Origin of the sequence: Candidatus Mesenet endosymbiont of Phosphuga atrata (assembly GCF_964020175.1) — a bacterium.
GTDB lineage: Bacteria > Pseudomonadota > Alphaproteobacteria > Rickettsiales > Anaplasmataceae > Mesenet.
Genome location: NZ_OZ026541.1, coordinates 984,654 through 1,008,710, shown reverse-complemented (window position 1 = coordinate 1,008,710; position 24,057 = coordinate 984,654). Strand labels below are relative to the sequence as shown.

At 32.2% G+C, this 24,057-nt stretch carries 26 protein-coding genes and 1 tRNA gene; 10 read left to right on the top strand and 17 right to left on the bottom strand.

What is annotated here, in order from left to right:
* Positions 1-25: 25 nt before the first annotated feature.
* From rnc to rpoH, 5 genes are all read right to left on the bottom strand, one after another.
* Complete coding sequence (rnc, locus tag AACL09_RS04860; protein WP_339047425.1) at positions 26-709, bottom strand: ribonuclease III; 684 nt, start codon at positions 707-709, stop codon at positions 26-28.
* Positions 710-723: 14 nt separating this feature from the next.
* On the bottom strand, positions 724-2,202 hold the full coding sequence (locus AACL09_RS04855) for a Do family serine endopeptidase (protein ID WP_339047423.1): 1,479 nt from the start codon (positions 2,200-2,202) through the stop codon (positions 724-726).
* Positions 2,203-2,206: 4 nt separating this feature from the next.
* Positions 2,207-3,082 (bottom strand): protease modulator HflC, encoded by an 876-nt coding sequence (locus AACL09_RS04850; RefSeq protein WP_339047421.1) that lies wholly within the window; start codon positions 3,080-3,082, stop codon positions 2,207-2,209.
* Positions 3,083-3,087: 5 nt separating this feature from the next.
* On the bottom strand, positions 3,088-4,146 hold the full coding sequence (hflK, locus tag AACL09_RS04845; protein WP_339047419.1) for an FtsH protease activity modulator HflK: 1,059 nt from the start codon (positions 4,144-4,146) through the stop codon (positions 3,088-3,090).
* Between the two features lie 362 nt (positions 4,147-4,508).
* Positions 4,509-5,378, bottom strand: coding sequence for an RNA polymerase sigma factor RpoH (gene rpoH / locus AACL09_RS04840; protein WP_339047417.1), 870 nt, complete (start codon positions 5,376-5,378; stop codon positions 4,509-4,511).
* Positions 5,379-5,515: 137 nt separating this feature from the next.
* Between rpoH and AACL09_RS04835 the strand changes: the two genes are divergently transcribed.
* The 3 genes from AACL09_RS04835 to AACL09_RS04825 all read left to right on the top strand — a co-directional run bounded on the left by AACL09_RS04835 (position 5,516) and on the right by AACL09_RS04825 (position 8,063).
* Complete coding sequence (locus tag AACL09_RS04835) at positions 5,516-6,076, top strand: RsmD family RNA methyltransferase (protein WP_339047415.1); 561 nt, start codon at positions 5,516-5,518, stop codon at positions 6,074-6,076.
* Positions 6,077-6,292: 216 nt separating this feature from the next.
* Positions 6,293-6,988: a VirB8/TrbF family protein gene (locus AACL09_RS04830; protein ID WP_339047413.1), complete on the top strand. Its 696-nt coding sequence runs from the start codon at positions 6,293-6,295 to the stop codon at positions 6,986-6,988.
* 46 nt (positions 6,989-7,034) lie between these two features.
* Positions 7,035-8,063 carry an NAD(P)/FAD-dependent oxidoreductase gene (locus tag AACL09_RS04825; protein WP_339047411.1) on the top strand — a complete coding sequence of 343 codons (1,029 nt, stop codon included), beginning with the start codon at positions 7,035-7,037 and terminating at the stop codon, positions 8,061-8,063.
* Between the two features lie 47 nt (positions 8,064-8,110).
* Here the strand turns inward: AACL09_RS04825 and AACL09_RS04820 are convergent, their stop codons facing one another.
* The 4 genes from AACL09_RS04820 to AACL09_RS04805 all read right to left on the bottom strand — a co-directional run bounded on the left by AACL09_RS04820 (position 8,111) and on the right by AACL09_RS04805 (position 12,595).
* Positions 8,111-9,259, bottom strand: coding sequence for a hypothetical protein (locus AACL09_RS04820; protein ID WP_339047409.1), 1,149 nt, complete (start codon positions 9,257-9,259; stop codon positions 8,111-8,113).
* Positions 9,260-9,379: 120 nt separating this feature from the next.
* Entirely contained in the window at positions 9,380-10,342 is a 963-nt protein-coding gene (gene mdh, locus AACL09_RS04815) for a malate dehydrogenase (RefSeq protein ID WP_339047407.1), read from the bottom strand.
* Between the two features lie 52 nt (positions 10,343-10,394).
* Positions 10,395-11,282 carry a hydroxymethylbilane synthase gene (hemC, locus tag AACL09_RS04810; RefSeq protein WP_339047405.1) on the bottom strand — a complete coding sequence of 296 codons (888 nt, stop codon included), beginning with the start codon at positions 11,280-11,282 and terminating at the stop codon, positions 10,395-10,397.
* Between the two features lie 11 nt (positions 11,283-11,293).
* Positions 11,294-12,595, bottom strand: coding sequence for a glutamine synthetase beta-grasp domain-containing protein (locus AACL09_RS04805; protein ID WP_339047403.1), 1,302 nt, complete (start codon positions 12,593-12,595; stop codon positions 11,294-11,296).
* Between the two features lie 147 nt (positions 12,596-12,742).
* Here AACL09_RS04805 and AACL09_RS04800 point away from each other — a divergent pair, with 147 nt between their 5' ends.
* Both AACL09_RS04800 and AACL09_RS04795 read left to right on the top strand, forming a co-directional pair.
* Entirely contained in the window at positions 12,743-13,885 is a 1,143-nt protein-coding gene (locus AACL09_RS04800; protein ID WP_339047401.1) for a hypothetical protein, read from the top strand.
* A 62-nt stretch (positions 13,886-13,947) separates the two neighbouring features.
* Positions 13,948-14,244, top strand: coding sequence for an HU family DNA-binding protein (locus AACL09_RS04795; RefSeq protein WP_339047399.1), 297 nt, complete (start codon positions 13,948-13,950; stop codon positions 14,242-14,244).
* 163 nt (positions 14,245-14,407) lie between these two features.
* On the opposite strand, the gene AACL09_RS04790 is transcribed toward AACL09_RS04795, so the two are convergent.
* Positions 14,408-14,755, bottom strand: a complete 348-nt coding sequence (locus tag AACL09_RS04790; protein ID WP_339047397.1) for an EndoU domain-containing protein — start codon at positions 14,753-14,755, stop codon at positions 14,408-14,410.
* Positions 14,756-15,031: 276 nt separating this feature from the next.
* On the opposite strand from AACL09_RS04790, the gene AACL09_RS04785 reads away from it, so the two are divergent.
* Together AACL09_RS04785 and dapE are read left to right on the top strand one after the other, a co-directional pair.
* Positions 15,032-15,886: an EndoU domain-containing protein gene (locus tag AACL09_RS04785; protein WP_339047395.1), complete on the top strand. Its 855-nt coding sequence runs from the start codon at positions 15,032-15,034 to the stop codon at positions 15,884-15,886.
* 185 nt (positions 15,887-16,071) lie between these two features.
* Positions 16,072-17,226, top strand: a complete 1,155-nt coding sequence (gene dapE / locus AACL09_RS04780) for a succinyl-diaminopimelate desuccinylase (RefSeq protein ID WP_339047393.1) — start codon at positions 16,072-16,074, stop codon at positions 17,224-17,226.
* Here the strand turns inward: dapE and AACL09_RS04775 are convergent.
* The 4 genes from AACL09_RS04775 to dnaQ form a co-directional block, all read right to left on the bottom strand.
* Positions 17,221-17,580, bottom strand: a complete 360-nt coding sequence (locus AACL09_RS04775; protein WP_339047391.1) for a hypothetical protein — start codon at positions 17,578-17,580, stop codon at positions 17,221-17,223. The genes dapE and AACL09_RS04775 overlap by 6 nt on opposite strands.
* Before the next feature lie 87 nt (positions 17,581-17,667).
* Positions 17,668-19,176: a 2,3-bisphosphoglycerate-independent phosphoglycerate mutase gene (gpmI, locus tag AACL09_RS04770; protein ID WP_339047389.1), complete on the bottom strand. Its 1,509-nt coding sequence runs from the start codon at positions 19,174-19,176 to the stop codon at positions 17,668-17,670.
* Entirely contained in the window at positions 19,163-19,609 is a 447-nt protein-coding gene (gene smpB / locus AACL09_RS04765; protein ID WP_339047388.1) for an SsrA-binding protein SmpB, read from the bottom strand. Before smpB ends, gpmI begins: the two co-directional genes overlap by 14 nt.
* Positions 19,610-19,668: 59 nt before the next feature.
* Positions 19,669-20,376, bottom strand: coding sequence for a DNA polymerase III subunit epsilon (dnaQ, locus tag AACL09_RS04760; RefSeq protein ID WP_339047386.1), 708 nt, complete (start codon positions 20,374-20,376; stop codon positions 19,669-19,671).
* A 121-nt stretch (positions 20,377-20,497) separates the two neighbouring features.
* Here dnaQ and AACL09_RS04755 point away from each other — a divergent pair, with 121 nt between their 5' ends.
* From AACL09_RS04755 to xth, 3 genes are read left to right on the top strand one after another with little or no spacing between them, the layout of a single operon-like run.
* Positions 20,498-21,463 carry a glycosyltransferase gene (locus tag AACL09_RS04755; protein ID WP_339047384.1) on the top strand — a complete coding sequence of 322 codons (966 nt, stop codon included), beginning with the start codon at positions 20,498-20,500 and terminating at the stop codon, positions 21,461-21,463.
* A 58-nt stretch (positions 21,464-21,521) separates the two neighbouring features.
* Complete coding sequence (gene elbB / locus AACL09_RS04750; protein WP_339047382.1) at positions 21,522-22,181, top strand: isoprenoid biosynthesis glyoxalase ElbB; 660 nt, start codon at positions 21,522-21,524, stop codon at positions 22,179-22,181.
* Complete coding sequence (gene xth, locus AACL09_RS04745; protein WP_339047380.1) at positions 22,175-22,972, top strand: exodeoxyribonuclease III; 798 nt, start codon at positions 22,175-22,177, stop codon at positions 22,970-22,972. The genes elbB and xth overlap by 7 nt, the downstream gene beginning before the upstream one ends.
* On the opposite strand, the gene AACL09_RS04740 is transcribed toward xth, so the two are convergent.
* From AACL09_RS04740 to ccmE, 3 genes are all read right to left on the bottom strand, one after another.
* Positions 22,954-23,028, bottom strand: a tRNA-Pro gene (locus tag AACL09_RS04740). The two genes, xth and AACL09_RS04740, sit on opposite strands and share 19 nt — an antisense overlap.
* Positions 23,029-23,205: 177 nt before the next feature.
* Positions 23,206-23,508 carry a hypothetical protein gene (locus tag AACL09_RS04735; RefSeq protein ID WP_339047378.1) on the bottom strand — a complete coding sequence of 101 codons (303 nt, stop codon included), beginning with the start codon at positions 23,506-23,508 and terminating at the stop codon, positions 23,206-23,208.
* Between the two features lie 106 nt (positions 23,509-23,614).
* Complete coding sequence (gene ccmE, locus AACL09_RS04730; protein ID WP_339047377.1) at positions 23,615-24,016, bottom strand: cytochrome c maturation protein CcmE; 402 nt, start codon at positions 24,014-24,016, stop codon at positions 23,615-23,617.
* Between the last annotated feature and the right edge of the window lie 41 nt (positions 24,017-24,057).

The window sequence follows — 24,057 nt, the reverse complement described above, 5'->3', positions numbered from 1 at the left end:
AGAAAGAACAGTGTGGCTTTTTCTTTTAAGATTCACTTTTTTGCTTATAAATTTTGTCTAACATTAGTGCTGCAGCTTTCTGCTCTGCCAATTTTTTATTACTAGCACAGGCAGATATTTCCCCGTATTTTTCTACGCATACTGCAATATTAAAATTTGGTTTATGTGCTGGGCCAGACTGTCCTACCACTTTGTAAACAGGAATAGGTAATTTCTCACTCTGAACCAGTTCTTGCAATATCGTTTTTGCATCTTGAGGAGGGACTAACATACTTTTAGCAAGAGGTTTCCAATACTTTAATATAAACTTCTTTACAGCTCTTATTCCTGAATCCAGATATATCGCTCCTATCAAAGCTTCCAACGTATTTTCAAGATTCCTTAAGTTAAACTCACCACCGCTTTGACGCTCACCTTCAGCCATAATGATAAATTTTCCTAAATCAATTTGACCAGCAATTTCGCCTAGAGTCGAACCACATACTAAAGCAACCTTTTTTTTAGCCAGAAAGCCTTCATTATCTTTAGGAAAAAGCTTAAATAGCATTTCAGAAACAGTCAAGTTTAAAATACTATCACCTAAAAACTCTAGCCTTTGGTAATTAAAGGCCCTATTTTCATGCTTACACCCAACGCTTGGATGAGTTAAAGCTTCTTCTAATATTTTATCATTTTTGAACTTATAGTTAATAATCTCACTAAAATCCATATACGAGTATATTATTACTTAAGTTTTATTGTAACATAAAGATTATTATTTTGGCGCTTTATAAGCAGCGCTACAGATTCTTTATCTTCTTTTTTTACTTGTGAAATTATTTTTTTAAACTCATCAATATTTTTAATTTCATTCTGATTTATATGAGTAATTACATCACCTCTCCTTATACCTTTAGCATGAGCATTACTTTTAACATCAACGTTTAGTACAACAACACCATTGACCCCATCGTTTTCTTTCTTGAACTCATTTGGCAAATTTGAAACAGTAACTCCAATATAATCAAAGTATAAATCATCTTCTTCTTGAGTAAGGTCTTCATCATCTTGAATCCTTCCTACTTTTACTGTAGTACCAACTACTTCACCTTTTCTATATAATTTTATATTTACTTTCTTACCAACTTCTGTCCGAGAAACAACTTGAGGTAACTGAGACATCTTGGTAACTTTCGTTTCATTAAATTCAACAATTATGTCACCAACTTTAATGCCAGCTTTATCAGCAGGACTACCCTTTGTAATTTCAGCAACTAATGCCCCGTGTGTAGCCTCTAGCCCTAGAGAGTCAGCAATTTCTTTTGTAATTGCTTGAACTTTTACTCCAATCCATCCATGTTCAACTTTCTTGCCTTCTTTTAACAACTTTATCACCGGCTCAGCAATAACTGAAGGAATAGCAAATCCAATACCCACATTACCTCCGGAAGGGGAAAAAATAGCAGTATTAATGCCTATAATTTCACCATTCATGTTAAATAATGGCCCACCAGAATTTCCTTTGTTAATAGCAGCATCAGTTTGGATAAAATCACTAACAGTGCCAATATTGATATTGCGTGCTATTGCAGATACAATTCCAGTACTTACAGAACCACCTAGCCCAAAAGGATTGCCTATAGCTATAACACGGTCACCGACCCTTGCTTTATCAGAGTTACCAAACCTTACAAACGAAAGCTTTTTATCAGTATCGATTTTCAACACTGCAAGATCAGTTTTAGGATCTTTGCCTAAAATTTTTGCTTTACTTTGAGTATTATCATTAAGTGTAACTGTAATCTCTTTTGCATCAGCAATAACGTGATAATTAGTAACAATGATGCCGCTTTCATCAATAATAAAACCAGAACCTAAAGATATAATCTCTTTGTTTACATCTTGGTTTCTATTCATAAAAGGCTCTATCCTTTCAAAAAATTCTCTAAACTCCTCAAAGAGTGAACCACCTGGCAATTGTGGAAACCTTACGTTTTCATCTCTAATTATTTGCTCAGTTGAAACATTAACCACAGCAGGAGCAAGCTGCTCAACCAGGTCAGCAAAACTCTCATAACAAATATCATTAGATGACTTCTCTTGAAATTTTTGTTCCTCTATTAACTGTATATTTTCATCCATTGATACATGCTTTTTAGCATACGCAATATTGGTAAAAATAGTAATATTTACTATCAATAAGAGTAAAATTTTTCTTCTCATAAGATTACCTTTGTTCCTTATTAAAAAGATGTAAAAAATCATTATTTGGTGACAATATTATTTTTGTATTAGAGCTAGAAAATGCCTTTTTATAGGCTTGCATAGAGCGATAAAAACTGAAAAATTCTTGATCAATTGCAATCGCATCATTATATATTTTTGCTGCCAGTGCATCACCATGTCCTCTTACTTCTTGTGCTTCTCTAATTGCATTTGCAATAATGATTCTCTTTTGCTTTTCAGATTCTGATCTAATTTTTTGAGCGTTCTCCTCTCCTTCTGCTCTAATTTCTTTTGCTTCTTTTTCTCTTTCGGTTTGCATTCTACGGAATATTGCAGCGCTATTTTCTTCTGGAAGATCTAATCTTTTTATTCTGACATCTATTACATCTATACCAAATTTTTTAGATTCATTGCTAACACCTTCTTTAATCAGATTAATTACTTCTGACCTTTCTGAATTTAGTAAATTTACAAGTGATATAGTACCTACTTTTTCTCTAATGTTTGCTTCAATAATAGAGCCCAAACGTATTGCCAATCCCAACTCAGTTTTTACAGTTTGATAAAATAACACAGGATCAATTATTCTATACTTTGCATAAGCGTCGGCAATAAAACGTTTTTGATCAAAGGTAATAATTTCTCTCGAACTATAATCAGAGCTAATATCTATTATTCTTTTATCAAAAGAGACAACATTCTGTATTAATGGCAATTTAAAATATAAACCACTCGAATTTATTTTCCTTGCTACCTTTCCAAACTGCAACACTATGGCCTGCTTTTCTTCACTAACTATAAAAACAGAATTTGATATAGCGAAAAAGAGAAGAAGGCAAAAAATAACACTAACTATTTTGATAATATCTTTACTCATATACATTACTTATTAGTATTTTGAATGTTTGCAAGCGGCAAGTATGAAAATAAACCTTTTAAATCATCGCTAACGACTACTTTATCAGTGTTATTTAATATACTCTCCATAGTTTCAATATAAATTCTATTTCTTACTCCTGCTGGTTGATCTTTATACTCATTATATAAAGCAATAAACCTACTAATACTACCTTTTGCATTATTGACTACTTCATTTTCATAAGCTTCAGCATCCAACTTAATCTTCATCGCTTCGCCCTTAGCTTTAGGCATGATATCATTACTATAAGCATATGCTTCATTTATAGTACGCTCTTTATCTGCACGCGCACTCTGAACATCCCTAAAGGCACTAATAACTTTTTCAGGGGGGTCTATTTTCTTAAGCTGTACAGATAATACTTCAACTCCCATTTTATACTGATCAAGTATTTCTTGTAATAAAATTTTAGTATCCTTAGCAATTATTGCTCTTCCTTTTCCTTCTAAGGCAAAAGAGATCATATTTCTGCCTATCACCTCACGCATAGCACTTTCTGCTGCGCTTTTAACTGTTGCTCCTGCTCTATAATCTCGTATATTAAATAAATATTCGTAAGCATCTCTTACTTGCCACTGCACTTCAAAGTTAACATTGACTATATTCTCATCTCCAGTCAACATCACTCCTTCGCCACGATCCATATCTTTATTGTATCCATAACTACTTGAGCCAATTTCTTCACGCTTTACTTCTTTTACATTAACTTTCATAACTTTACCTATAGGATAAGGAAAGTTATAACGCAACCCAGAATTCCCAGTACCACTATACTTACCGAAAATTAACTCTATACTTTCTTCTCCCGGTCCAACAACATAAAAACCAGTAATAACGTAAACTACTAAAACAATAAGCGCAATAAGTGGATAAATACCAGAGGCATTGCCTTTAAAGAAGGAATAGTATGCATTTTTAATTATGAGAATCACCTTTTCAAGAGGATCTTGGTTATTATTGTGAGAAAAATTGACTTTTTTATACTTTTTATCATTCTCCCAAGGATCCTGGCCATCAAACATAACTAAATTAGAAACTTAATAAAATGAAATCTTAATCTTTTTTTATTGGCTGTACAGCATTTTTAGCTTTTTTTCTTAAGTGGGATTAGTATAAGCATGCAATTATAGTTGCTGTAGTCAGTATAAAGTAGGGGGATACGATTTGTTTACTGGCTACAGCATTTTAAATATACGATTTATTAATCGCTTGACTAGAATTTTTTTATATTTTTATCTTAAAAGTTGTAAAATAAATTGCCTACTCACTAGCTGAGATTATAAACCTACGCTGAAGAATAATTTATGTAAAAATTACTTATGTGCAATAAAAATGGTTTTTATCTATTACTTATTTTTGCTTATGCTACTCATTATACTTTTTTTTAAAAACTTTCTTGTTTTGACCTTACAAATTTCTTTATTTTGGCAATTGCTTGCTCTTCTATCTGCCTTATTCTTTCTTTTGAAACACTGTATCTTTTACTTAATATTTCAAGTGTTTCATTCTTACCATTAAGATGTCTGCTAGTTAAAATATCCCTTGCTCTTTCGTCAAGAGTAGAAAAAGCAGCGTTTAGAATATCGCTTCTTAGTTGTTGCTCCTCTTTTTCTGTATATATTACTTCTTGATTTGGTTGATGAGAAGGAATTATATCCTGTAGCTCTCTATCGCTACTATCACCTATAAGGGAATTTAGTGATTTATCTCTACACATTAATCTATCATTCATTTCAATAACATCCTGCTCTGATACAGAACATTCTTCGGCAATTAACTTAACTTCTTCCTTGCCTAATATACCATTTCCTGTGCAACCTAAGATCTTTTTTTTCGTTTTACGCAAACTAAAAAATAGTTTCCTTTGTGCTTGGGTTGTGCCAATTTTCACAAATGACCATGATTTGAGAATATATTCTTTTATTGATGCTTTAACCCACCATATTGCATAAGTTGAAAAGCGAAAACCAAGATTAGGGTTGAATTTTTTTACAGCATGAATGAGCCCAATATTGCCTTCCATTATCATTTCCATGAGTGAAAGACCATAATTTTTAAATGTCATGGCAATTTTTACTACAAAACGAAGATGGCTAGTGATAAGCTTATGGGCAGCTTTTATATCATGACTTTCATACCAGTTTTTTGCTAACTTTACTTCATCTTCTTGAGATAGCATAGGAAATGCTTGTACCCTTCCTATATATTGCGTAATATCACCATCAACATAAATCGAAGATCCTGACATTAACATAATAAATTTTTCCTTTTAAGCCACCTAGAAGCAATTATTATATTAATGAAATTAAAGAATTTCAAGTCTTAATAAATAAATTGATATTTTTATACATCACAATATACTTCTACTATTATTAACCTTTGTTTTAAAAAGTGTTGCGTATTATATCAGGTAAGTATAGCAGCAGGAAAATTGAAACTGATAAATCTCTAAGCGCAAGACCGACTATGGCACAAGTAAGAAAAGCAATATTTGCTATCCTTGCCTATAGAAAATTATTAATTGATTCCAATGTACTTGACCTTTTTTGTGGAAGTGGTTCTTTATCATTTGAAGCCTTATCTTTAGGTGCAAAGCATTCCTTCATGGTGGACTTAAACTATAACAATCTTCAATTGGTAAAAAGAACTGCAGAGAATTTAAAGGTAACAGATAATGTTACTTTGATTTGTTGTAGCGCTGATAGGTTGCCTAAAGCAGTGGAAAGATGTGATTTTGCTTTTATTACTCCACCATACAATAGTAGTTTTGTTGAATCAACTTTAGCAGGATTAGTAAATTCAGGTTGGCTTACAGATGAGGCATTAATAATGCTTGAAATTGGCAAAAACGAAGAGTTTCAATTAGACAAAAATTACAACATAATGTTAAAACGAATTTATGGTGCAGCAAAAATAATTTTGCTTTCTAAAAATTCGTCTAAGACTATATAACTTTTATATCGTAAGCAGTAGGATCTTATTTCATTTTGTGGATTTTTCTATACCCATTCTTTAAGTTTTTACTTACAATTTAAAAAAAGTGTAGACATATTAACTAGAATTTAAGCGCTAAGAATTTAAAATTTTTTGGCTTTTATAATTAGAATATTTGTGTTAATCAAATTTAAATTTTATATTTTAAAATATACATAATTTTTTGGATTAGACTTGCTAAAGGATTTGTTAAAGAAAGATAAGTATTTCAACGATGCAATTGAGTGGTATTGTTGTAAATATTTATTCTGCATAACAGAAAGAGCATGGCTAATATTGATTACAACCTTCACTTCTTTATGTCTGTGCATAGTGTTATTAAATCTGTATTTACTGTTTCCATTAAAGAAAGATTTTATTTTTGTTAAATATACTGATCGCAATAGCGATGAGTTTACTGTTTTAAAAAAATTAAGCTTAAGCAATAAAGAAAATGAGCAAGTTTCTTTATCTAAGTATCTAGTCGAAAAATATGTAGAAACATATGAATCTTATGACTATGATAACCTGGAATATCAAGTGAATTTTATTGAAAATAACTCTGCACGTAAAGTTTACCTAAACTTTAAAAAGAACATGAGTTCTACTAGCATGATAAGCCCAATACTAAAATATAGGCTAGATACCAAACGAGTTATAACTGTTCAGTCGATGAAATTATCTTTTGATCCTTTAGCTTATTCTAGTAGTGCTATTGTGACTTTTAAGGCACAGGAAGTAAATAAAGAAGCAGTAATTAATACTACATTTAATTCAGTAGAATTAACCTTCACGCTTTCAAACATAAAAGTAAGTGCAGCAGGCGTAATACCCTTAAAATTTACTGTTAATGAGTATCAATCTATTCAAACTATTGTTGCTGAACGTTGACTCTACGTAGTAAGCTAATTAAAATAAATATATTTACTAAATATAAATGAAGTATGAAACTGATATAGTAATAATTGGAGCTGGTCCTGTTGGGATATTTGCAATTTTCCAAGCAGGAATGTTAGGCATGAGATGTCATGTAGTTGATATTTTACCTAACATAGGTGGACAATGCAGTGCGTTATATCCAGAAAAACCTATATATGATATTCCAGGATATTCAGTGATTACAGCACAAGGTTTAATTGACAACTTAACTGCGCAAGCATCACCATTTCAGCCTATTTATCATCTGGGAGAGAAAGTAGTAGAAATCTTAGATGATAACGAAACTAACTCTATGACTATAGTGATTGAAGCTGAACATTCGAAACAGAAAATAACCTGCAAAGCCGTTATAATTGCTGCTGGTGGCGGATATTTTCAGCCAAATCGCCCACCACTAGAAAATATCTTAGATTATGAAAATAAATCAGTTTTTTATAATGTAAATAAAGTATCTGATTTTGCAGGCAAACAAGTTGTAATTGCAGGTGGGGGTGATTCAGCTGCTGATTGGACGGTTGAGCTGTCTAAAGTAGCAAAAAAAGTTTATGTTGTGCATAGAAGAAAAGAATTTCGTTGTGTATCAGAGACGGCAAAAAAGATAAAATCGCTTGCAGAGCAAGGCGTAATAGATCTAGTTACACCGTATCAATTAAATAAACTATTTGGAGAAAATGGTAAGTTGAGCAAAATTTTAGTAAAATGTATTGGTTCTGAAGAAGAAAAACTGCTAACTGCAGATGCTTTGCTACTATTTTTCGGGTTATCAATGGAGCCTGGTCCTATACTAAATTGGGAAATAGAAATAAAGCACAAACATATAGTTGTTGACCCAGCAACTTGTAAAACTAGTCGTAATAGAGTATATGCAATTGGTGATATATCAACTTATCCCGGTAAATTAAAGCTCATATTAAGTGGTTTTTCAGAAGCTGCCATGGCCTGCCATGATATATATAAAGTTGTTTTTCCAGACTCACCCTTAAACTTTCATTACTCAACTTCAAAAGGTATACCACAAATTGTTTAGCTCAATATAGCATCCCATTAGCTTAATGCTCTATTTAAGATCAACAATTATTTTAAATTAACATCCCTTTCTTTATCAGGTATGGCTTGAGTAACTTGACTTAACTTTATTTCCCTTTGCTGATTTTTTTCAACATCTTTTGCATGTGATTCACTAAGTTTTGTGCACTCTTCTCTTGCTATAGATTTTATTTTATAGTCTTTAATAAGATGTTCTTTATTTTTACTTCCCATAAATTCCATACTACTAATAGTCTCTAATTTTGCAGGACTATTACCAGATCCAGTACCTTCTATAATAAGTTCATTGTTATATTTAAACCCTGGAATGTCTCTCCTAATAACTTGTTTTAATTGCTGTACTCTGGTACATATAAGTGTTTTTATTTTTTGAAAATCACTATCCACTAATGTTTTAGTGATACTATCATCACTATCATTGTAAAGCACTTGCTCAATTGCCTTAGAATTGGAAACCATTAGATTAAAAACTTGTTTGCTATAAGTTTCGTGATTAGAAGGAAGTAGTTCCTGTATATACTGATGCAAATCATATAATGCTTTTATCATATCTTCTCTGTGGGTACAGTGCATAAACTTAGTAATATTGCCAAACTCATAATTTGAATGCGGTAAATATGCTGTTTTAAGTAGTAAAGAATATATTAAAACCAAATCTTTATTTTCAATACATCTATCGAAGCTTTGATTTAGTTTTTGAACATTCCGTTGGAAAAAGTTCAAATAGGAACCATTACCTATTGATCTCAACACATCTTGGTCTATTGCTCCAATGCTTGCTAATGCTTTTATAAAGCTTGGTTCTTCTATTACACGTGCAAACTGATCATCATTTAAACTCCATAATTCTTGGAATAAAAATCCGTAACAAGGTTTTAAAATATCAAATAGCTCTTTCCGCTTTGTTATTTTATCTAATTCATTATCACTTTTGTTTAATATATGAAATTCAATGTGAAAATTGATGTTTATGCTATTTTCAGTTTCAATATCTTTTAATATGAAAAAATCAAATACACTAGAATACTGATTAATCCTTTGTAATTGTTCATCTGAAAGACCATTCAAAACTGTTAATACTTCCTGCTTTACTCTATCATTAGTTAACTTTTTAATAGAACTCTGTATATTATTATAACCAGCCAACTTATTGATTAATTCTTCATTATTTGACATCTTATCTCTACATATTAATTAAATTATTAAATAATAACATAATATTATTAAAAGATCAACTTATTCGCCACTATTTTTATATATTTAAGTAAAATAGTGCAAAAAAGTTCAGGTGCTATTTTAAACGTTAAAAACATTTTTCGTTTGTGCTACTAATTCTTCTACTGCTTCCACTGATTTAGTGAATTGCATTTTCTCTTCGTCAGAGAGCTTTACTTCTATAACTTTTTCAATACCATTCTTGCCTATAATTGCAGGTACGCCAATAAATAGATTATAAACACCATATTCACCATTTAAATAAGCAGCGCATGGAAGAATGCGTTTTTGATCTTTGAGGTAAGATTTAAGCATACAAACGGCAGATGAAGCAGGTGCATAGTAAGCAGATCCAGATTTAAGTAACTCTACAATTTCTTTCCCTCCATTACGGGTACGCTTAAATATTTCATTAATTTTTTCTTTTGTAATCATCTTCATATCAATAAGGTCAGTCAAAGGAATTCCACAGACTGTAGAGTAATGAGTTAAAGGTAACATGGTATCACCGTGTCCACCTAAAACAAAAGCAGAAATATCTTTGACTGAAACTCCCATCTCCTGTGCAAGAAAATAAGAAAGGCGAGCTGAATCTAAAACTCCAGCCATCCCTACTATCATATTGGATGGTACATTGGTAGCTTGCTTCATTACCCAAACCATAGCATCAAGAGGGTTGGTTATAACTATAATAAATGCATCGGGAGAATATTTTTTGATGTTTCCTCCAACTTCTTTCATGACACTGGTGTTAATACTAAGCAAATCGTCACGGCTCATTCCTGGCTTACGCGCTATACCTGCAGTGATAATGATCGCATCTGAATCTTTTATATCCTCATAATTATTGCTGCCAATAATACTTATATCAAACTTATCGATAGCTGAAGATTGTGCAAGATCAAGCGCTTTACCTTGTGGTATACCTTCATTAACATCTAAAAGAATAACATCCCCAAGTTCTGCAAGAGCAATCATATGTGCTAAAGTTCCACCAATATTGCCAGCGCCAATTAAAGATATCTTTTTACGTTTTACTGTCATAACTACTTTTATAAAAGATCAGCTCTGTAGTAACATATTTGCCATAATTTAGCTAATAAATTTTTGCCTTTAGCTCCAAACCAGCATCTATTCCCATCTTTTCAGCATCTTCTATATGCGAAAGACGTTCAGTAAAGTATACATTTTTACCTTGCTCGTCAGCTAACATGCATCTTAGATACAGTTGATTTTCACCCTGATACTCAGCTAAAGCAGCAAGTGGAGTAAAGCAAGAACCATTAATTGTTCTCATGAAACTACGCTCTGCCTGAATTTTCGTAAAAGTTGCCTTATGATTTATTGTCTCTAGCATTTCTATAATTTTAGTATTACCCGCAGAACATTGCAGACATATAGCTCCTTGGCCTACGCTAGGTAACATTTTTTTTGCAGGTAACACCTCTTTTGTAACATTATGTTTTTGCAGTCTGATCAGTCCAGCTTCAGCAAGTATCATGCCATCAAATTGTTCTAATTTTTTTAGCCGTGTTGTTACGTTGCCACGTATTGGCATTATATTCAAATCAGGTCTTAATTTTTGTAATTGCACCTTTCTTCTTATTGCAGAAGTGGCAATAGTAGCACCGTATGGAAGAGATAATATACTTTGATATTTATATGAAATAAAAGCATCATAAGGACTACATCTTTTTAAAACACAGGGTATTATTAAATCTTGGGCAAAAAATGCAGGTACATCTTTAAGAGAATGTACCGCAATGTCTATGTTTTGAGAGAGTAATGCATTTTCAATTTCTAGAGTGAATAGCCCTTTTCCACCGATGCTAGATAAAACTATATTAGTATATTTATCACCTGAAGTTTTGATTGTCACAATTTCTATGTTAAGGTTAGGAAAATGACTAAGTAACGACTCTTTCGCTTCCATAGCTTGGATAATTGCAAGTTCACTACCTCTTGTACCAATCTTAATTAACATTTTTTATAAAGTTACAAATTGTAATAATTTGCAAATTCAACTGGATGGATAGCTAACTCTTTATCTTTAATTTCGCTTTTTTTTGTTATTATATATTCATTAATTTGTTCTTCAGTAAAAACATTACCCTGAAGTAAAAATTCTTTATCATGATTTAGTGCATCCAAGGCATCTTGTAGAGACTCAGTAACAGTGCTTAAACTCTTACTTTCAAATTCTGATTTCTCATCCAAAGCTTCATTAGGATGAATTTTATTTTTTATGCCATCAAGACCAGCCATAAGCTGCGCAGAAAAGCAAAGATATGGATTGGCAATAGCATCGCAAACTTTACCGTTATGCGGTATTTTAATTGTTGCCTGAGTAAAATCAGCAAAGGAATATCCCGAGTATAAACGATCAGCGTAGCTATTCGTTGTGGGATGTGCAAAAGCATTAATTGCTTGTCCGTGCTTTATGATACCACCAATATAATACAAACATGTTTCTGATGTCTTACCATTTTGATTAAAAAACAAATTCTCATTGTTCTTCCACAAAGATTGACTGCAACGCATGCTATTTCTTTCACATCCTTTTATTGGAAAAGGCATAAAAGTTGTAGTTTTGCCATATGAATTTGCAACATTGCGCACTACATATTTAAATTTTTGTATATTATCAGCACTACGTAAAAATTCTTCACACTCAAATTCAACTCCACATTTAGAAATGCCTTGCAAATAGTGTGACAGAGGCTTTATCCCTACTTCAGACATCATTTCTAAAATTTCTGACCTTATGTCATGCAGCTGATCGTTTGGAGGAGTCATTATATCCTTTAACTCATGTATTTCATCATATTGCTTTTTATTTGAGCTATTCTCTCCTATTAAATCTAATTTTAAATACGAAGAACACCTGCTAGTATGATATTTTACATCATCAAAAATATGAAATTGCATTTCAGAGCTAAAGCGTGCTTGATCTGCAATGCTAGTACTAAGCATATATTTATGTGCTCTTTTTGCTATTGATCTAGAATCATATTTGCACTCTTTGCCATCTTTATCCATAGCATCACACAGAATTACAAGTGTTGCTTGTGCACAAAATGGATCAAGAAAGGCAGTAGTTAAATCTGGTAATAAAATTACATTTTCATATGCATTTCTGTTAATGATAAAAGGACTCTCAATTGGTATTTCATTTGCCAATATAAGCTCAATTTTACTTAAATCTGCTGTATAAGTTTTATGATACCAACTGCCAAACATATCAGTAAAACGAAAATTAATAAACTTTACTGAATTTTGTTTTATTAAATTGAGCACGTCATTGACAATGGAAGACACGAGCATTTCTTAAGTAAGAAGACATTTCTAAAATACCGATAAACGTCTTCTGCTGCAATAAATTTTATTTATTGTATTAATTTTTTTATAAATTAGACTTAATATAGTATGTAGGGGGGTTTTAAAATGACAATTTCTCAAAAAGAAGAAGTTTCATGCATTGATAAGAGACGTAAATATGTTTTTAATACATTACTGGCTTTAGGTATAATAACTACGTCACTTCTTACAATTGCTAATGGTTTTGCCCTTTCAAAAGAGTTTAGTAGATCAGGAGGAGATAGGATAAAAGCAATTGCATTCTTTATTTGTTCCATAGTGATATGGATATTGTTACTGGGTTTGGTTGTTTTTAAAGAAAAACAAATAATCAGCGAATCGAAAATCAAGCAAGATAGAGTAGAAGATAAAATAAAATCAATTCAAGAAAGTGAAGAAAGTATAAAATTGGAAGGGGAGGATTTGGTAGAATATGAGGATTCGCTGCATTTTGAGCTGTCTCAAGTGAGTGGAAAATTGTATGCGAGTACTCCAAAGAAAAATGATGAGCCGAGAGTGTCATGGAAAGAGAGTAGAATTATTAGTGAACATAGAGGGATGTTGGAAGATGCTTTGGATATGACGAAGAGAGAGCTTAAAAAAGTAAAGGAAGAGGTTGAAGAAAAAAGGATAAGCTTGACTAAATTGAAGAAGGGTATTGAAGAAATGAAGGGTCAGCTTAGTGGATTGGAAGAGAAGATTGAAAAAGAAGAACAGGAGATTAAAGAAAAGGAGAATGAACTTAATAAACTGAAAGAGGATATTGAGGAAGAAAATAGTAATTTTGGTAAGCTGAATAAGGGAATTCAAGTAGCGGAGAATGAGCTTAGTAAGCTGAGTGAGAAAATTAAAGAGAAAGAGGGTAAGCTTGGCGAATTAGAGAAAAAGATTAAAATTCTAGAAGGAGAAAAAGATGCACTAGATGAAGTCTTTAAGCGAAAGGAAGGAGCAAGGAAAAGATTAGATACAAGCCTTGAAGAAAGGAAAAAAGTAAGAAAAACGTTAGATGAAAGCTTTGAAATAAAAAGAGGAGCGAAAAAGAGATTAGATGATAGCTTTGACAGAAAGAAAAAACAGAAGGAAGAATTAGATGCAAGCTTTGAAAAAAAGAAAGAACAAAAGGAGAAACTAAACACAAACATCAGACTACCAAAAGAAAAAGTATGCGAGTGTATTGCAGGTGACCTGGATAATGAAAATTTTAAAAGCTTAACAACATTGGGATGTTGATTTTTCAATGCTATTTCTCAAAAAATGACTTATAAGATAGGAATTTTATATTCTGGTTAAAAATGAGTAATACTTTAACTAAAGCTAAAATAGCAGAGATAATTAGCAATCAAGTAGGATTATCTAAAAAAGATTCACTAGAAATAGTAGAAGATATAATAAATGAGATAGGATTAATTATTGCAAAAGAGGGAGTATTAAAAATAAGCTCTTTTGGTACATTTAAAGTAAGTAAGAAAAAAGCAAGAATTGTCCATAATCCTAAAACCTCAAAAGAAGTATCAATTGAAGAACACAACGTTGTCTCATTTCGCCCTTCAAAAGTTGTAAAGAATCTTCTTAATAAGAAAAAGACATAATTTAAATAAAATATTATTAGCTTCTAAATCTCTTTTCTAAAAAAGAACATTAATTTTAAAACCTCATCTGCAACTACAGCTGACCTTACCTCTATCACAGTGAGGAGTCAGATCCGGGTAAAAGGTAGTTATAGCTTTGTTGCTTTTTTTGACAAAAACTGCCTTATTTCCATCTGGTAAATCGTATAACTTGCTCTTCACTTTGAAAATCTTTTAATGCTTTGGTTGCTAAAATCAAGATATCCTTGGCGTGCCAATTATAATCATATCCACTTTGACACTTAGTTTTTACTTTTTTTTCTGGATTCAAAAAATCAACTCCGAAAGTGTATATTGGATGTTTCACTTCTTCTTTAGGGCATGATTTACTCTCTTTACTCTCTGTAACCCCAGCCCACTCTTTCTCTTGAGCTTCAAGATATCTACCTACAAAGTGCATTCCTCCAAGTTTACTTCTGTTTGGTTCACCACAAAATACATGCCTAAATGCATTGTGACCAAACCAGATCATTTTTTTTGAATGTTGCAATATCTGCATTAGATGTAATTCTACTGTGATCACTGAATATTGATTTGGCACAGGAATTATTGAATACTACTGCTAGCAGTAAAAAACCTACTAAACTTAATTTTCTCATTTTTTTAAAATTAATTTTTAGTATTATAAGTAGCTTTAGGAAAAAAACATTAATTTTTATTATTTTAATTTATAATAACTGATGTAGTTTAGCTTACTAGAAAACTAATTTACTTTATGTAAATCTTCTTTTTGAACAATGGGGGCGCAATGAAAATTATAACTCAGGGAATAGTTCCTTTAATGATTGCTCTAGTATCATATACTATGTATAGTAGATATGATTATAAGTCTCCAATTGTTCGACATAAATTTGATAAATTTTTCAAAGATGAAGATTCAGATCCTGATTATCTTGCACCCAAACCAATTTTGAACAAATTTGATAGAGGGATATTAAGAATTTGTGGAGACTGGGGTAGCACACCAACAAAACAAGATTTACGAAAATTTTTAGATGATCCTGATCATAAAGATGATATAGATGATATCTATACACAATTAAACAAAGAAATTAAGACACCTAATGCAACTCCAGAAAAGTTTAAAGAAGAATTTGTTGAATTATGGTTTCAAAATCGGGGTTTTGTTCATACCTTTTGCGGTGAACCAGATGGTTATAAACAATGGACTGGTCTTGGGGGAATGCATTTTGCTGGAAGATATCTTGAAGCTCAAGAGAAAGGATGGGCAGGTGCAATATGGGATAACAAAATATGTGATAAAAATGAGATAAAAAACCCAGTTTATACTATTGGGATACGTTATAAAAATACAACAGGGGAAGTTAGAGAAAAATGTCCTGGAGGTTTTGATTATTTATCTGCTAAAGATATCTTTATTAAAGCAACAAAAGCATGGAAAGATTTTGAAAGTAGTGGAGATAAGGAAGAGGGCCAATGTCTCTATAAGACATTAGATCAATACCAATCTGTGCTACAGGTAGATAATTATGCTATTCTATCATTTTTTTCTACTCTGTCAGCAAAGTATAATACTTGTGGAGATGTACCCTTAGAAAAGATTAAAATAGAAAATTGCCAAAACAAGTTGCAAGATAAGTAAAGGATTTATATTTAAAATCATTGCTATTTTAATATATTGAATTTGAGTTTATCATCTTTTTATGTCAATCTTGATATTTTTACTACCTGCGGAACAAATAATGTTATTGATCGCTTTTTAAAATTAACTTTTAGTATTATAAATAGGTTTTAAAAGATCAAAAAGATATTTTAGTGTTTTAATTTATGATAATTGATGTAGTTGAGCTTACTAAAAAGTTGATTTCTTTGCCAAGTATTACACCACAGGATGCTGGTGCTATAAATTTCTTAAAAGAAATCTTAGAAAAATACAATTTTAATTGTTATTGTTTGGATTTTAGTAATGGCAGCGTTACAGTGAAAAACCTTTATGCAAGATTTGGTAATAAGTCTCCAAATTTATGCTTTGCTGGGCATACTGACGTTGTACCGCCAGGGGATATCAAACAATGGACGTCAGATCCTTTTAAGCCAGAAATACGCAATGATATTCTCTATGGCAGGGGTGCAGTGGACATGAAAACTACAATTTGTGCATTTATTGTAGCTGTTTTAGAATTACTAAACGAAAGATACGAAATTGATGGTTCAATTAGCTTAATAATCACAGGTGATGAAGAGGGGGATTTTAGTGATTATGGCACCAAATCTGTTTTGAAGTGGATGAGGCAAAATCAGCAAGAAATAGATTATTGCATAGTTGGAGAACCAACAAGCAAAGAAGTTCTTGGTGATACTATAAAAATAGGTAGTCGTGGCTCAGCAAACTTTAATCTAAAATGCTATGGAACACAAGGGCATGTTGCCTACTCACAATTTGCCGATAATCCAGTCAGCAGAATGATGCTTATGCTGCAAAGAATAAAAGATTCTGTGCCTGACCGTGGTAGCGAATATTTTGATCCTTCAAACTGTGAAATTATAACCATTGATGTTGGTAATGATACTACTAACATAATACCTGATCTTATAACTGCACGATTTAACGTAAGATATAATGATCATTATACTCCAGATACCTTATTTACACTGATAGATAGTATCTGCTCTGAAGTGACAAAAAAGTATGAATTATCAATGGAAAAGGGGAGAGAGGTATTTGTGGTAACTCCTAATCAGTATACTGATATAATGATTAACTCTATTAAAAAAATAACTGGAATTAATGCAAAATTCAGCACTTCTGGTGGTACTTCTGACGCTGCATTTATTAAAGATATGTGTTCAGTAGTAGAATTTGGTTTGCTGAATAAAACTGCCCACAAGATAGATGAAAACGTTGCTATAGATGATATATACAAAATTACACGGATTTATAAAGAATTTATAAAGAATTTTTTTGAATTGAAAAAACTATAAAATAACTTCTCGATTTTCTTTTTTAAAGACTGCACACATCTCTTTACAATAAAATGGTGCACTTGTTCCTAATATTCCTAGTGTAAAACCTAATGCAGTACCCAAAATTATCCACCATGAATTTTCTGAAAGATTTTTTACTATTAAACCTGAAACAACTCCCCCTACTATACCACCAAGGATTATAAATACAGATAAAACAGCAACTCTGAGTGCACTTTTTTGCCATAAATTTGCTATAAGTCCTATACCTTCTGCTCTGTAATATGAGTCACGCTGCAACCCTTGTTTAAGTATCTTTTCCCCCTCACGTATGCGCTCTGATTGTTGTAAATTTATTAAGGACCCTTGCAAACCTTATGACCCCCATAACTTTAAATTAACTATTTTAGTTAAGTAAAATTAAGTCATTAAAAAGTCAAGTGTTTACATAGCTTAAGACTATGATATTAATGAACCTCCTGTCATTTCTATAGGCTTATCTATATTCAATAATCTTAGCACTGTTGGAGCAATATCACATAAACGTCCATTCCTTAGTTTTATTTCTTTTTTTGGATTTGTGCAGATTATGAATGGTACAGGATTTAGCGTGTGAGCAGTGTTTGGCATAGAACTGTCCTCATCAAACATATCTTCAGCATTGCCATGATCTGCTGTGATTACAAGCACTGTATTACCTATTTTTTGAGTAGCATCTAGTACTTTTGCTAAACATTTATCAACAGCTTCAATCCCTTGTATAGCTGCATTTATATTACCTGTATGGCCAACCATATCAGCGTTAGCATAATTAGCTATTATTAACTTAAATTCCTGTGAATTGATATGTTTTACCAATGACTCAGTTAGTTCAAAAGCAGACATTTCTGGTTTTAAGTCATAGGTTGCAACTTTTGGCGATGGAATAAGCACTCTCTCCTCTCCTGAAAAGAGGTCTTTTCTACCACAATTAAAAAAGAATGTCACATGGGCATATTTTTCAGTTTCAGCAATACGTAACTGCTTAAATCCATGATTAGACATAATTTCACCAAGTGTATTGTTAAAATCAGCAGGAGGAAATAGGCACGGAATGCCTACATTATACTCTGTCATCCCAAGTATTGAAGAAAATTTTACGAGCCTACATGTTTCTATTTTGCCAAGTAAAGCGTTTGCAAGTTGAATGACTCTATCGGCACGAAAATTAGCAATTAAGATGCCATCTTCTTCGTTTATACCACTATAGTTATGACCTATTACTGCTGGCTCAATAAATTCGTCAGTAACACCGTTTTTGTAGCTCTCATTTATTAGTGAGATGGCATTATCACAACGCATCCCTTGAGCAAATGCTATTGCGTTATAAGCCTTAGCTATACGCTCAAAATTGCTATCACGATCCATGCCATAATAACGTCCACAAGCTGTAACTATTTCAACATTGCTAAGGCCCTTTATATCATTCTGTAGTGTTGTGATATGCTCTATAGCAGACTTGGGCAAAGTATCACGGCCGTCAAAAAAAGCATGAATAGCAACTTTTATACCTGCATTGGATGCAATTTTTGCAAGCTTAGAGATATGTTTTTGATGGGAATGCACTCCACCATCAGATACAAGGCCTACAATGTGGCAAGTGCCGTTTTTTTTGCTTAGATCATCTATAAAACCCAACAAAATTTTATTTTCTTTATCAATTCCTTCATTAATGCGCTGCAGGCTTTGCATCACTACTCGGCCACTGCCGATATTCATGTGTCCAACCTCTGAATTGCCCATCTGCCCACGAGGAAGGCCAACATCCAGTCCACTAGTAGATAAACTGCTCATTGGGTAGTTTTTAGTAATAAAATCCCAGCAGGGTTTATTTGTTCTGCTGATAGCATTGTATCTACTATCCTTGCCATTTCCCCAACCATCAAGTATGCAAAGAACAACTGACTGAATCTCTTTAAAAAATTGCATTATTTCTACGTTCTTCTCTTTCTAAATCTCTTTTCTTAATTGTCTCTCTTTTATCATAAAGTTTTTTACCTTTAGCAACAGCAATTTTCATTTTAGCTATTCCTTTGTCATTAAAATATAGAGATAGTGGTATAATTGTAATACCGCTCTCTTTTACTTTGCCAATTAGTTTATTAATTTGCTTTTTATGCAAAAGTAATTTGCGCGCTCTTTTGGGACTATGGTTAAGACGGTTTGCAGGTTTATATTCTGAAATATGCATATTATTTAGCCACATCTCTGAATTTTTTTCACTAACATACGCATCAGATAAATTAACTTGCTTCTCTCTGAGTGATTTTACCTCACTGCCCATTAAAATTATTCCCGCTTCCAGTTCCTCTAAGATAAAAAAGTTAAACCTAGCTTTCCTATTCTCTATTATTATTTCCATTACTTAAAAGTATAACAAATACACTACTGATATTACTAGTGTACCCATTAAATTCAATCTTAGTTTGCAAGTTTACTTTTTACCCAAATTGGATTTTTAATACTTTTTAAAAGCTCTCTATGAGCATCAATTTCTTTTTGGCTGAGAGGGAAATTCCGTGGCTCATGATATTTTTTACTCATTGAATGGTTACTTTCTTCAGTAGTTTGTTCTTTGCTTTGCTCTGCATTATGAAAGAAAGAAATTTGTAGACCTCCTGTCATTTCAACATATACTTTTGCCAGCAGTTCTGCATCCACCAATGCTCCATGGACTTCCCTGCTTTCCAATGAAATATTAAAACGTTTGCATAATGCATCTAAAGAAGCGGGAGAGCCCATAAACTTTCTCCTTGCCATGCTTAAAGTATCGATTACTCGATTAGAAGAAATGGAGTCATGATTTAGTCTGCCAAGCTCCATATTGATGAATTTTACGTCAAATCCCGCATTGTGTATAACGAGTGTACTATCGGAGATAAAATCGATAAATTTTTGTGCTATTTCTTCAAATACTGGTTTATCTTTGAGCATTTCGTCTGTAATGCCATGAATTTTTGTCGAATGATAGGGAACGTCCCTGCAAGGGTTTATATACTCATGAAAAACAACCCCACTACGGACCTTATTTATAAGCTCCACACACCCCATTTCAATAATTCTATGTCCAGAATCAATATCAAGACCTGTAGTTTCCGTATCAAGCACTATCTCACGTAATTTACTCACAACTTACCGTGTAAAAAGTAATATTAAACGCAGAAGCAAGATAAATCAATTCTCTCAAACTAAATAATTTTTTTGATTTATTAACATTTTAATTATATAATTAATATTATTAATTAAACATATGCATACAAATAATGTCGTTTCAGACAACCTCCCAATATACTTCATCTGGTTTGGTAGTGATGCTCCACCGAAATATTTTGGCAATTTACAAAGAGCTGCAGAAACAAATAAATCAAGAGATATAATTTTGGTTTATAGTGAGAAGCACTTGCCACAGGATAATAGGAAAAATATTGATAGTTTGGAAAGTATTAGCATTGATGATATTAAAACAAGAGTTGAGTTAAAAAGAGATACTAGTACTCAAAACCTCTTTAAAATTGATGTGTATGAGAAAAAGATGAAGATGGAGCTTGATAAGCAAGATGAACGGATTTATCCTTTACTGAAATGGAGATTTTCATCAGCTGCTTGTAATAAGGAGGGAGAAGAAATGAAATCATTCAGATTTTGGACTACAAGTGATTTTATGAGGTTACCGCTGATCAACATTACAGGTGGTATTTATTTTGATATGGATACTGAGATTACTGGAGAAATAGGAGATATTAAGATCAAAAGGGGGTTTAATTATAATTACCGATTTGAAAAAGGCTATATTAATAATTTCAATAACTTTTTTGCCAAGTCTAATGAAAATAATGAATTTTTTAACAAAATAATGCTTGAATATATAATAGAAATATACAGTCAGTCCGTAAAGCAAGAGAATATTGGGTGTCCATCTCCATCAGAAGTTATATTTGATTATACATTAAAAAATTGCGGAGGTAGCGAAAAATGTTTTGGTGAAAATGATGGGTCTCATCGTCTTTTAAATGAGTTATCTAATTTTGCAGTAAATTTGCCAATAACTGTGAAATTAAATAATGAGCGTAATTACAGTAATCGTACTGCTGACTACAACAACCCAGAAGACCTAAAAGAGCTTGGCCTTGACAAACAAGGCTATGACGTAAGTAATGAGTTAGAGAATTTGTCATTAGAACTACTAAAGACCAATAGACAGTGTACATTATTTTAGATTGATAAAATAAATTCATAATATAAAAATTACATATGATTAAAGATTGAGAAGTGTTATGAGTGGAAAAAGTGCAGCTATGGTGCTCTCTGGTTGCGGCCATATGGATGGTACGGAAATTAGAGAAGCAGTTCTTGCCTTGCTTGCTCTTGAAAAACATAAGGTAAAAGTGAAATTCTTTGCGCCTGATATAGAGCAAAAGGAAGTTATAAACCATATAACAAAAGATGCGATAGCAGGCGAGAAAAGAAATGTCTTATTGGAGGCTGCAAGAATTGCGAGAGGTGATATAGAAGATCTCAAAAAAGCAAAAGTGCAAGACTTTGATATGCTTGTTATTCCAGGGGGGTATGGAGCGGCAAAAAATCTATCTGATTTTGCTGTGAGTCAGGAAAACGTCAGTGTTTTACCAGAATTGCAAAACTTAATTTTAGAGTTTTTTAAAGCGAAAAAGCCTATAGGAGCAATTTGCATATCGCCAGCAGTACTTGTTGCTGCTTTGAAAGGATATGCTCATGATATAGAAGTAACGATAGGTGATAATAGCGATGGCCTCATAGAAAAGCTTGGTGGTAAGCATATCAAGTGCTCAGCTAATCAGTCAGCTGCTGACAATAAACATAAAATATTTTCTTGCCCTGCATATATGCAAGATAGTGATGTATATCAAATATATCTAGGCATAGAAAGTATGGTAGAGTCTATGCTAAAATGCTAAAAATTGCCACTTGGAACGTTAATTCGATACGTAAGAGAGTTGATCAGCTCTGTGATTTTATTGTTAGTGATGAAATCGATATCGTGCTGCTGCAAGAGATCAAATGCACAAATGAACAATTTCCCTATGAGCAAATTGAAGAGCTAGGATATAAATGCATAGTGCATGGGCAGAAAGCAAGAAATGGTGTTGCGATATTATCAAAACATAACGTAGCTGAGGGTAGCTTAAAAACAAGTATTATTGATAATGAAGAAGCTCGTTATTTAGAGTGCTTGATTGAATATAATAACTTTAACCTAAGAGTTGCAAGTGTTTACGTACCCAATGGTCAAAGCATCGATTCTGAAGCATTCAAGTATAAGTTGCACTTTTTTGATGCTTTGTATCAGCATCTGCATGATCTTTTCAAAAAAGAGGAAATCACAATTATAGGTGGTGATTACAATGTTGCTCCGCATGCAATTGACGTGCGTGACTTATATTCTCTGGATGATCAAGTTTGTTTTAGTATAAAAGAGCGAGAGAAATTCTATGCTCTATGTAATCTTGGGTATAATGATGCATTTAGAATAGCAAATCCCGATAGTAGACAGTTTAGTTGGTGGAATTATCAGGGTGGTTCGTGGCAAAAAAATAGAGGGATGAGAATAGATCACATTTTATTATCACCAGAGGCTACAGATAGATTAGAAAAATGCTATATCAATGATAAGTTACGTGGTCACAATAATGCTTCTGATCACGCTCCTGTTGTGTGTGTAATAAAACGTCGGGGCGGAGAGATTTGAACTCCCGACCCCTTGGTCCCAAACCAAGTGCGCTACCCAGGCTGCGCTACGCCCCGCTTTTAAATTAAGATATCAATAAGATAGAAAAATGCAAAGAGTTTGTTTTAAAATTTAAGGAATTTGCAAGCAACCTAAAAAAAGAAATTGGGATTAATTTGCATGATATATTTTGTGAAGCATTTTTAAATACAAATTAGCTAAAAAAACATTTAGTAATTTATATTTTACCAATGCTACTTATTTTCCTCATTTGATTTTGGTTTCATCAAAGCTATCCTATATCCTAATCTAGCAGCTTCTATATTTAATTTTTTAACTTTACTCTTTAATTCATCAATGTCACTACTATACCCTTCATCACTATCTTCTTCATCTGACTCAAGAGGCAAATTATTACCTGAAAGATATTGCTCTTGAATCTTCATAAATGGCTCTAAAGTTTTTTGTAGTAGCTCAGGATTATTTGCTAGCCTTTCAATATGCTCTTTGCAAGAAGCTAAGTATTGCTGGGTAAATTTTTCAACTTCTTTATCCATAGTATGTACCTCTAATTTTAATTATTATATTTCAAGATTATGTAAATATCAATAATAAAGCTAAAAATTGCAATTATGATTAGATCATAAATGTATTGATTTTACATTAACTAAATTTATATTTCTTAGGCATGTACTTTTCATCGTGTTTAGCAAAGAGCTCATCGGCAATAAAAACATTATTGTGAATTATTCTTCCCTTTACTATAACACCATTGCTTTCAGTAAACATTGCTGGTGGTATACCGTTATACTCAATTTTTATTTCATTGTTAAAATCTGTCATTTTAAAAAAAAACCTGTTATTTTTATCTTTATCAATACTACCTTCTACTACCATGCCTCCAATACGAATTACTTTATCATCTGTAGGTAAAGATATAGCTTCACTTACGGTATAAAAAAAAGAAATATTTTCTTTGAGTTTACTTAAAATGAAGAAAAACGCGAAATTTAATATAAAGAATATTATTGTGATTAATAGGAGCCTTTTATGTTTTTTTTTCATTATTTCTTCTTAGATGCTCTAACGTTTTTTTGTTTTTCATG

Excerpts from the sequence above, each read along its gene's own strand:
- rnc (WP_339047425.1), bottom strand. The coding sequence starts at position 709 with ATGGATTTTAGTGAGATTATTAACTATAAGTTCAAAAATGATAAAATA.
- AACL09_RS04855 (WP_339047423.1), bottom strand. The coding sequence starts at position 2,202 with ATGAGAAGAAAAATTTTACTCTTATTGATAGTAAATATTACTATTTTT.
- AACL09_RS04850 (WP_339047421.1), bottom strand. The coding sequence starts at position 3,082 with ATGAGTAAAGATATTATCAAAATAGTTAGTGTTATTTTTTGCCTTCTT.
- hflK (WP_339047419.1), bottom strand. The coding sequence starts at position 4,146 with ATGTTTGATGGCCAGGATCCTTGGGAGAATGATAAAAAGTATAAAAAA.
- rpoH (WP_339047417.1), bottom strand. The coding sequence starts at position 5,378 with ATGTTAATGTCAGGATCTTCGATTTATGTTGATGGTGATATTACGCAA.
- AACL09_RS04825 (WP_339047411.1), top strand. The coding sequence starts at position 7,035 with ATGAAGTATGAAACTGATATAGTAATAATTGGAGCTGGTCCTGTTGGG.
- AACL09_RS04820 (WP_339047409.1), bottom strand. The coding sequence starts at position 9,259 with ATGTCAAATAATGAAGAATTAATCAATAAGTTGGCTGGTTATAATAAT.
- mdh (WP_339047407.1), bottom strand. The coding sequence starts at position 10,342 with ATGACAGTAAAACGTAAAAAGATATCTTTAATTGGCGCTGGCAATATT.
- hemC (WP_339047405.1), bottom strand. The coding sequence starts at position 11,282 with ATGTTAATTAAGATTGGTACAAGAGGTAGTGAACTTGCAATTATCCAA.
- AACL09_RS04800 (WP_339047401.1), top strand. The coding sequence starts at position 12,743 with ATGACAATTTCTCAAAAAGAAGAAGTTTCATGCATTGATAAGAGACGT.
- AACL09_RS04795 (WP_339047399.1), top strand. The coding sequence starts at position 13,948 with ATGAGTAATACTTTAACTAAAGCTAAAATAGCAGAGATAATTAGCAAT.
- AACL09_RS04790 (WP_339047397.1), bottom strand. The coding sequence starts at position 14,755 with ATGATCTGGTTTGGTCACAATGCATTTAGGCATGTATTTTGTGGTGAA.
- AACL09_RS04785 (WP_339047395.1), top strand. The coding sequence starts at position 15,032 with ATGAAAATTATAACTCAGGGAATAGTTCCTTTAATGATTGCTCTAGTA.
- dapE (WP_339047393.1), top strand. The coding sequence starts at position 16,072 with ATGATAATTGATGTAGTTGAGCTTACTAAAAAGTTGATTTCTTTGCCA.
- gpmI (WP_339047389.1), bottom strand. The coding sequence starts at position 19,176 with ATGCAATTTTTTAAAGAGATTCAGTCAGTTGTTCTTTGCATACTTGAT.
- smpB (WP_339047388.1), bottom strand. The coding sequence starts at position 19,609 with ATGGAAATAATAATAGAGAATAGGAAAGCTAGGTTTAACTTTTTTATC.
- AACL09_RS04755 (WP_339047384.1), top strand. The coding sequence starts at position 20,498 with ATGCATACAAATAATGTCGTTTCAGACAACCTCCCAATATACTTCATC.
- elbB (WP_339047382.1), top strand. The coding sequence starts at position 21,522 with ATGAGTGGAAAAAGTGCAGCTATGGTGCTCTCTGGTTGCGGCCATATG.
- xth (WP_339047380.1), top strand. The coding sequence starts at position 22,175 with ATGCTAAAAATTGCCACTTGGAACGTTAATTCGATACGTAAGAGAGTT.
- AACL09_RS04735 (WP_339047378.1), bottom strand. The coding sequence starts at position 23,508 with ATGGATAAAGAAGTTGAAAAATTTACCCAGCAATACTTAGCTTCTTGC.
- ccmE (WP_339047377.1), bottom strand. The coding sequence starts at position 24,016 with ATGAAAAAAAAACATAAAAGGCTCCTATTAATCACAATAATATTCTTT.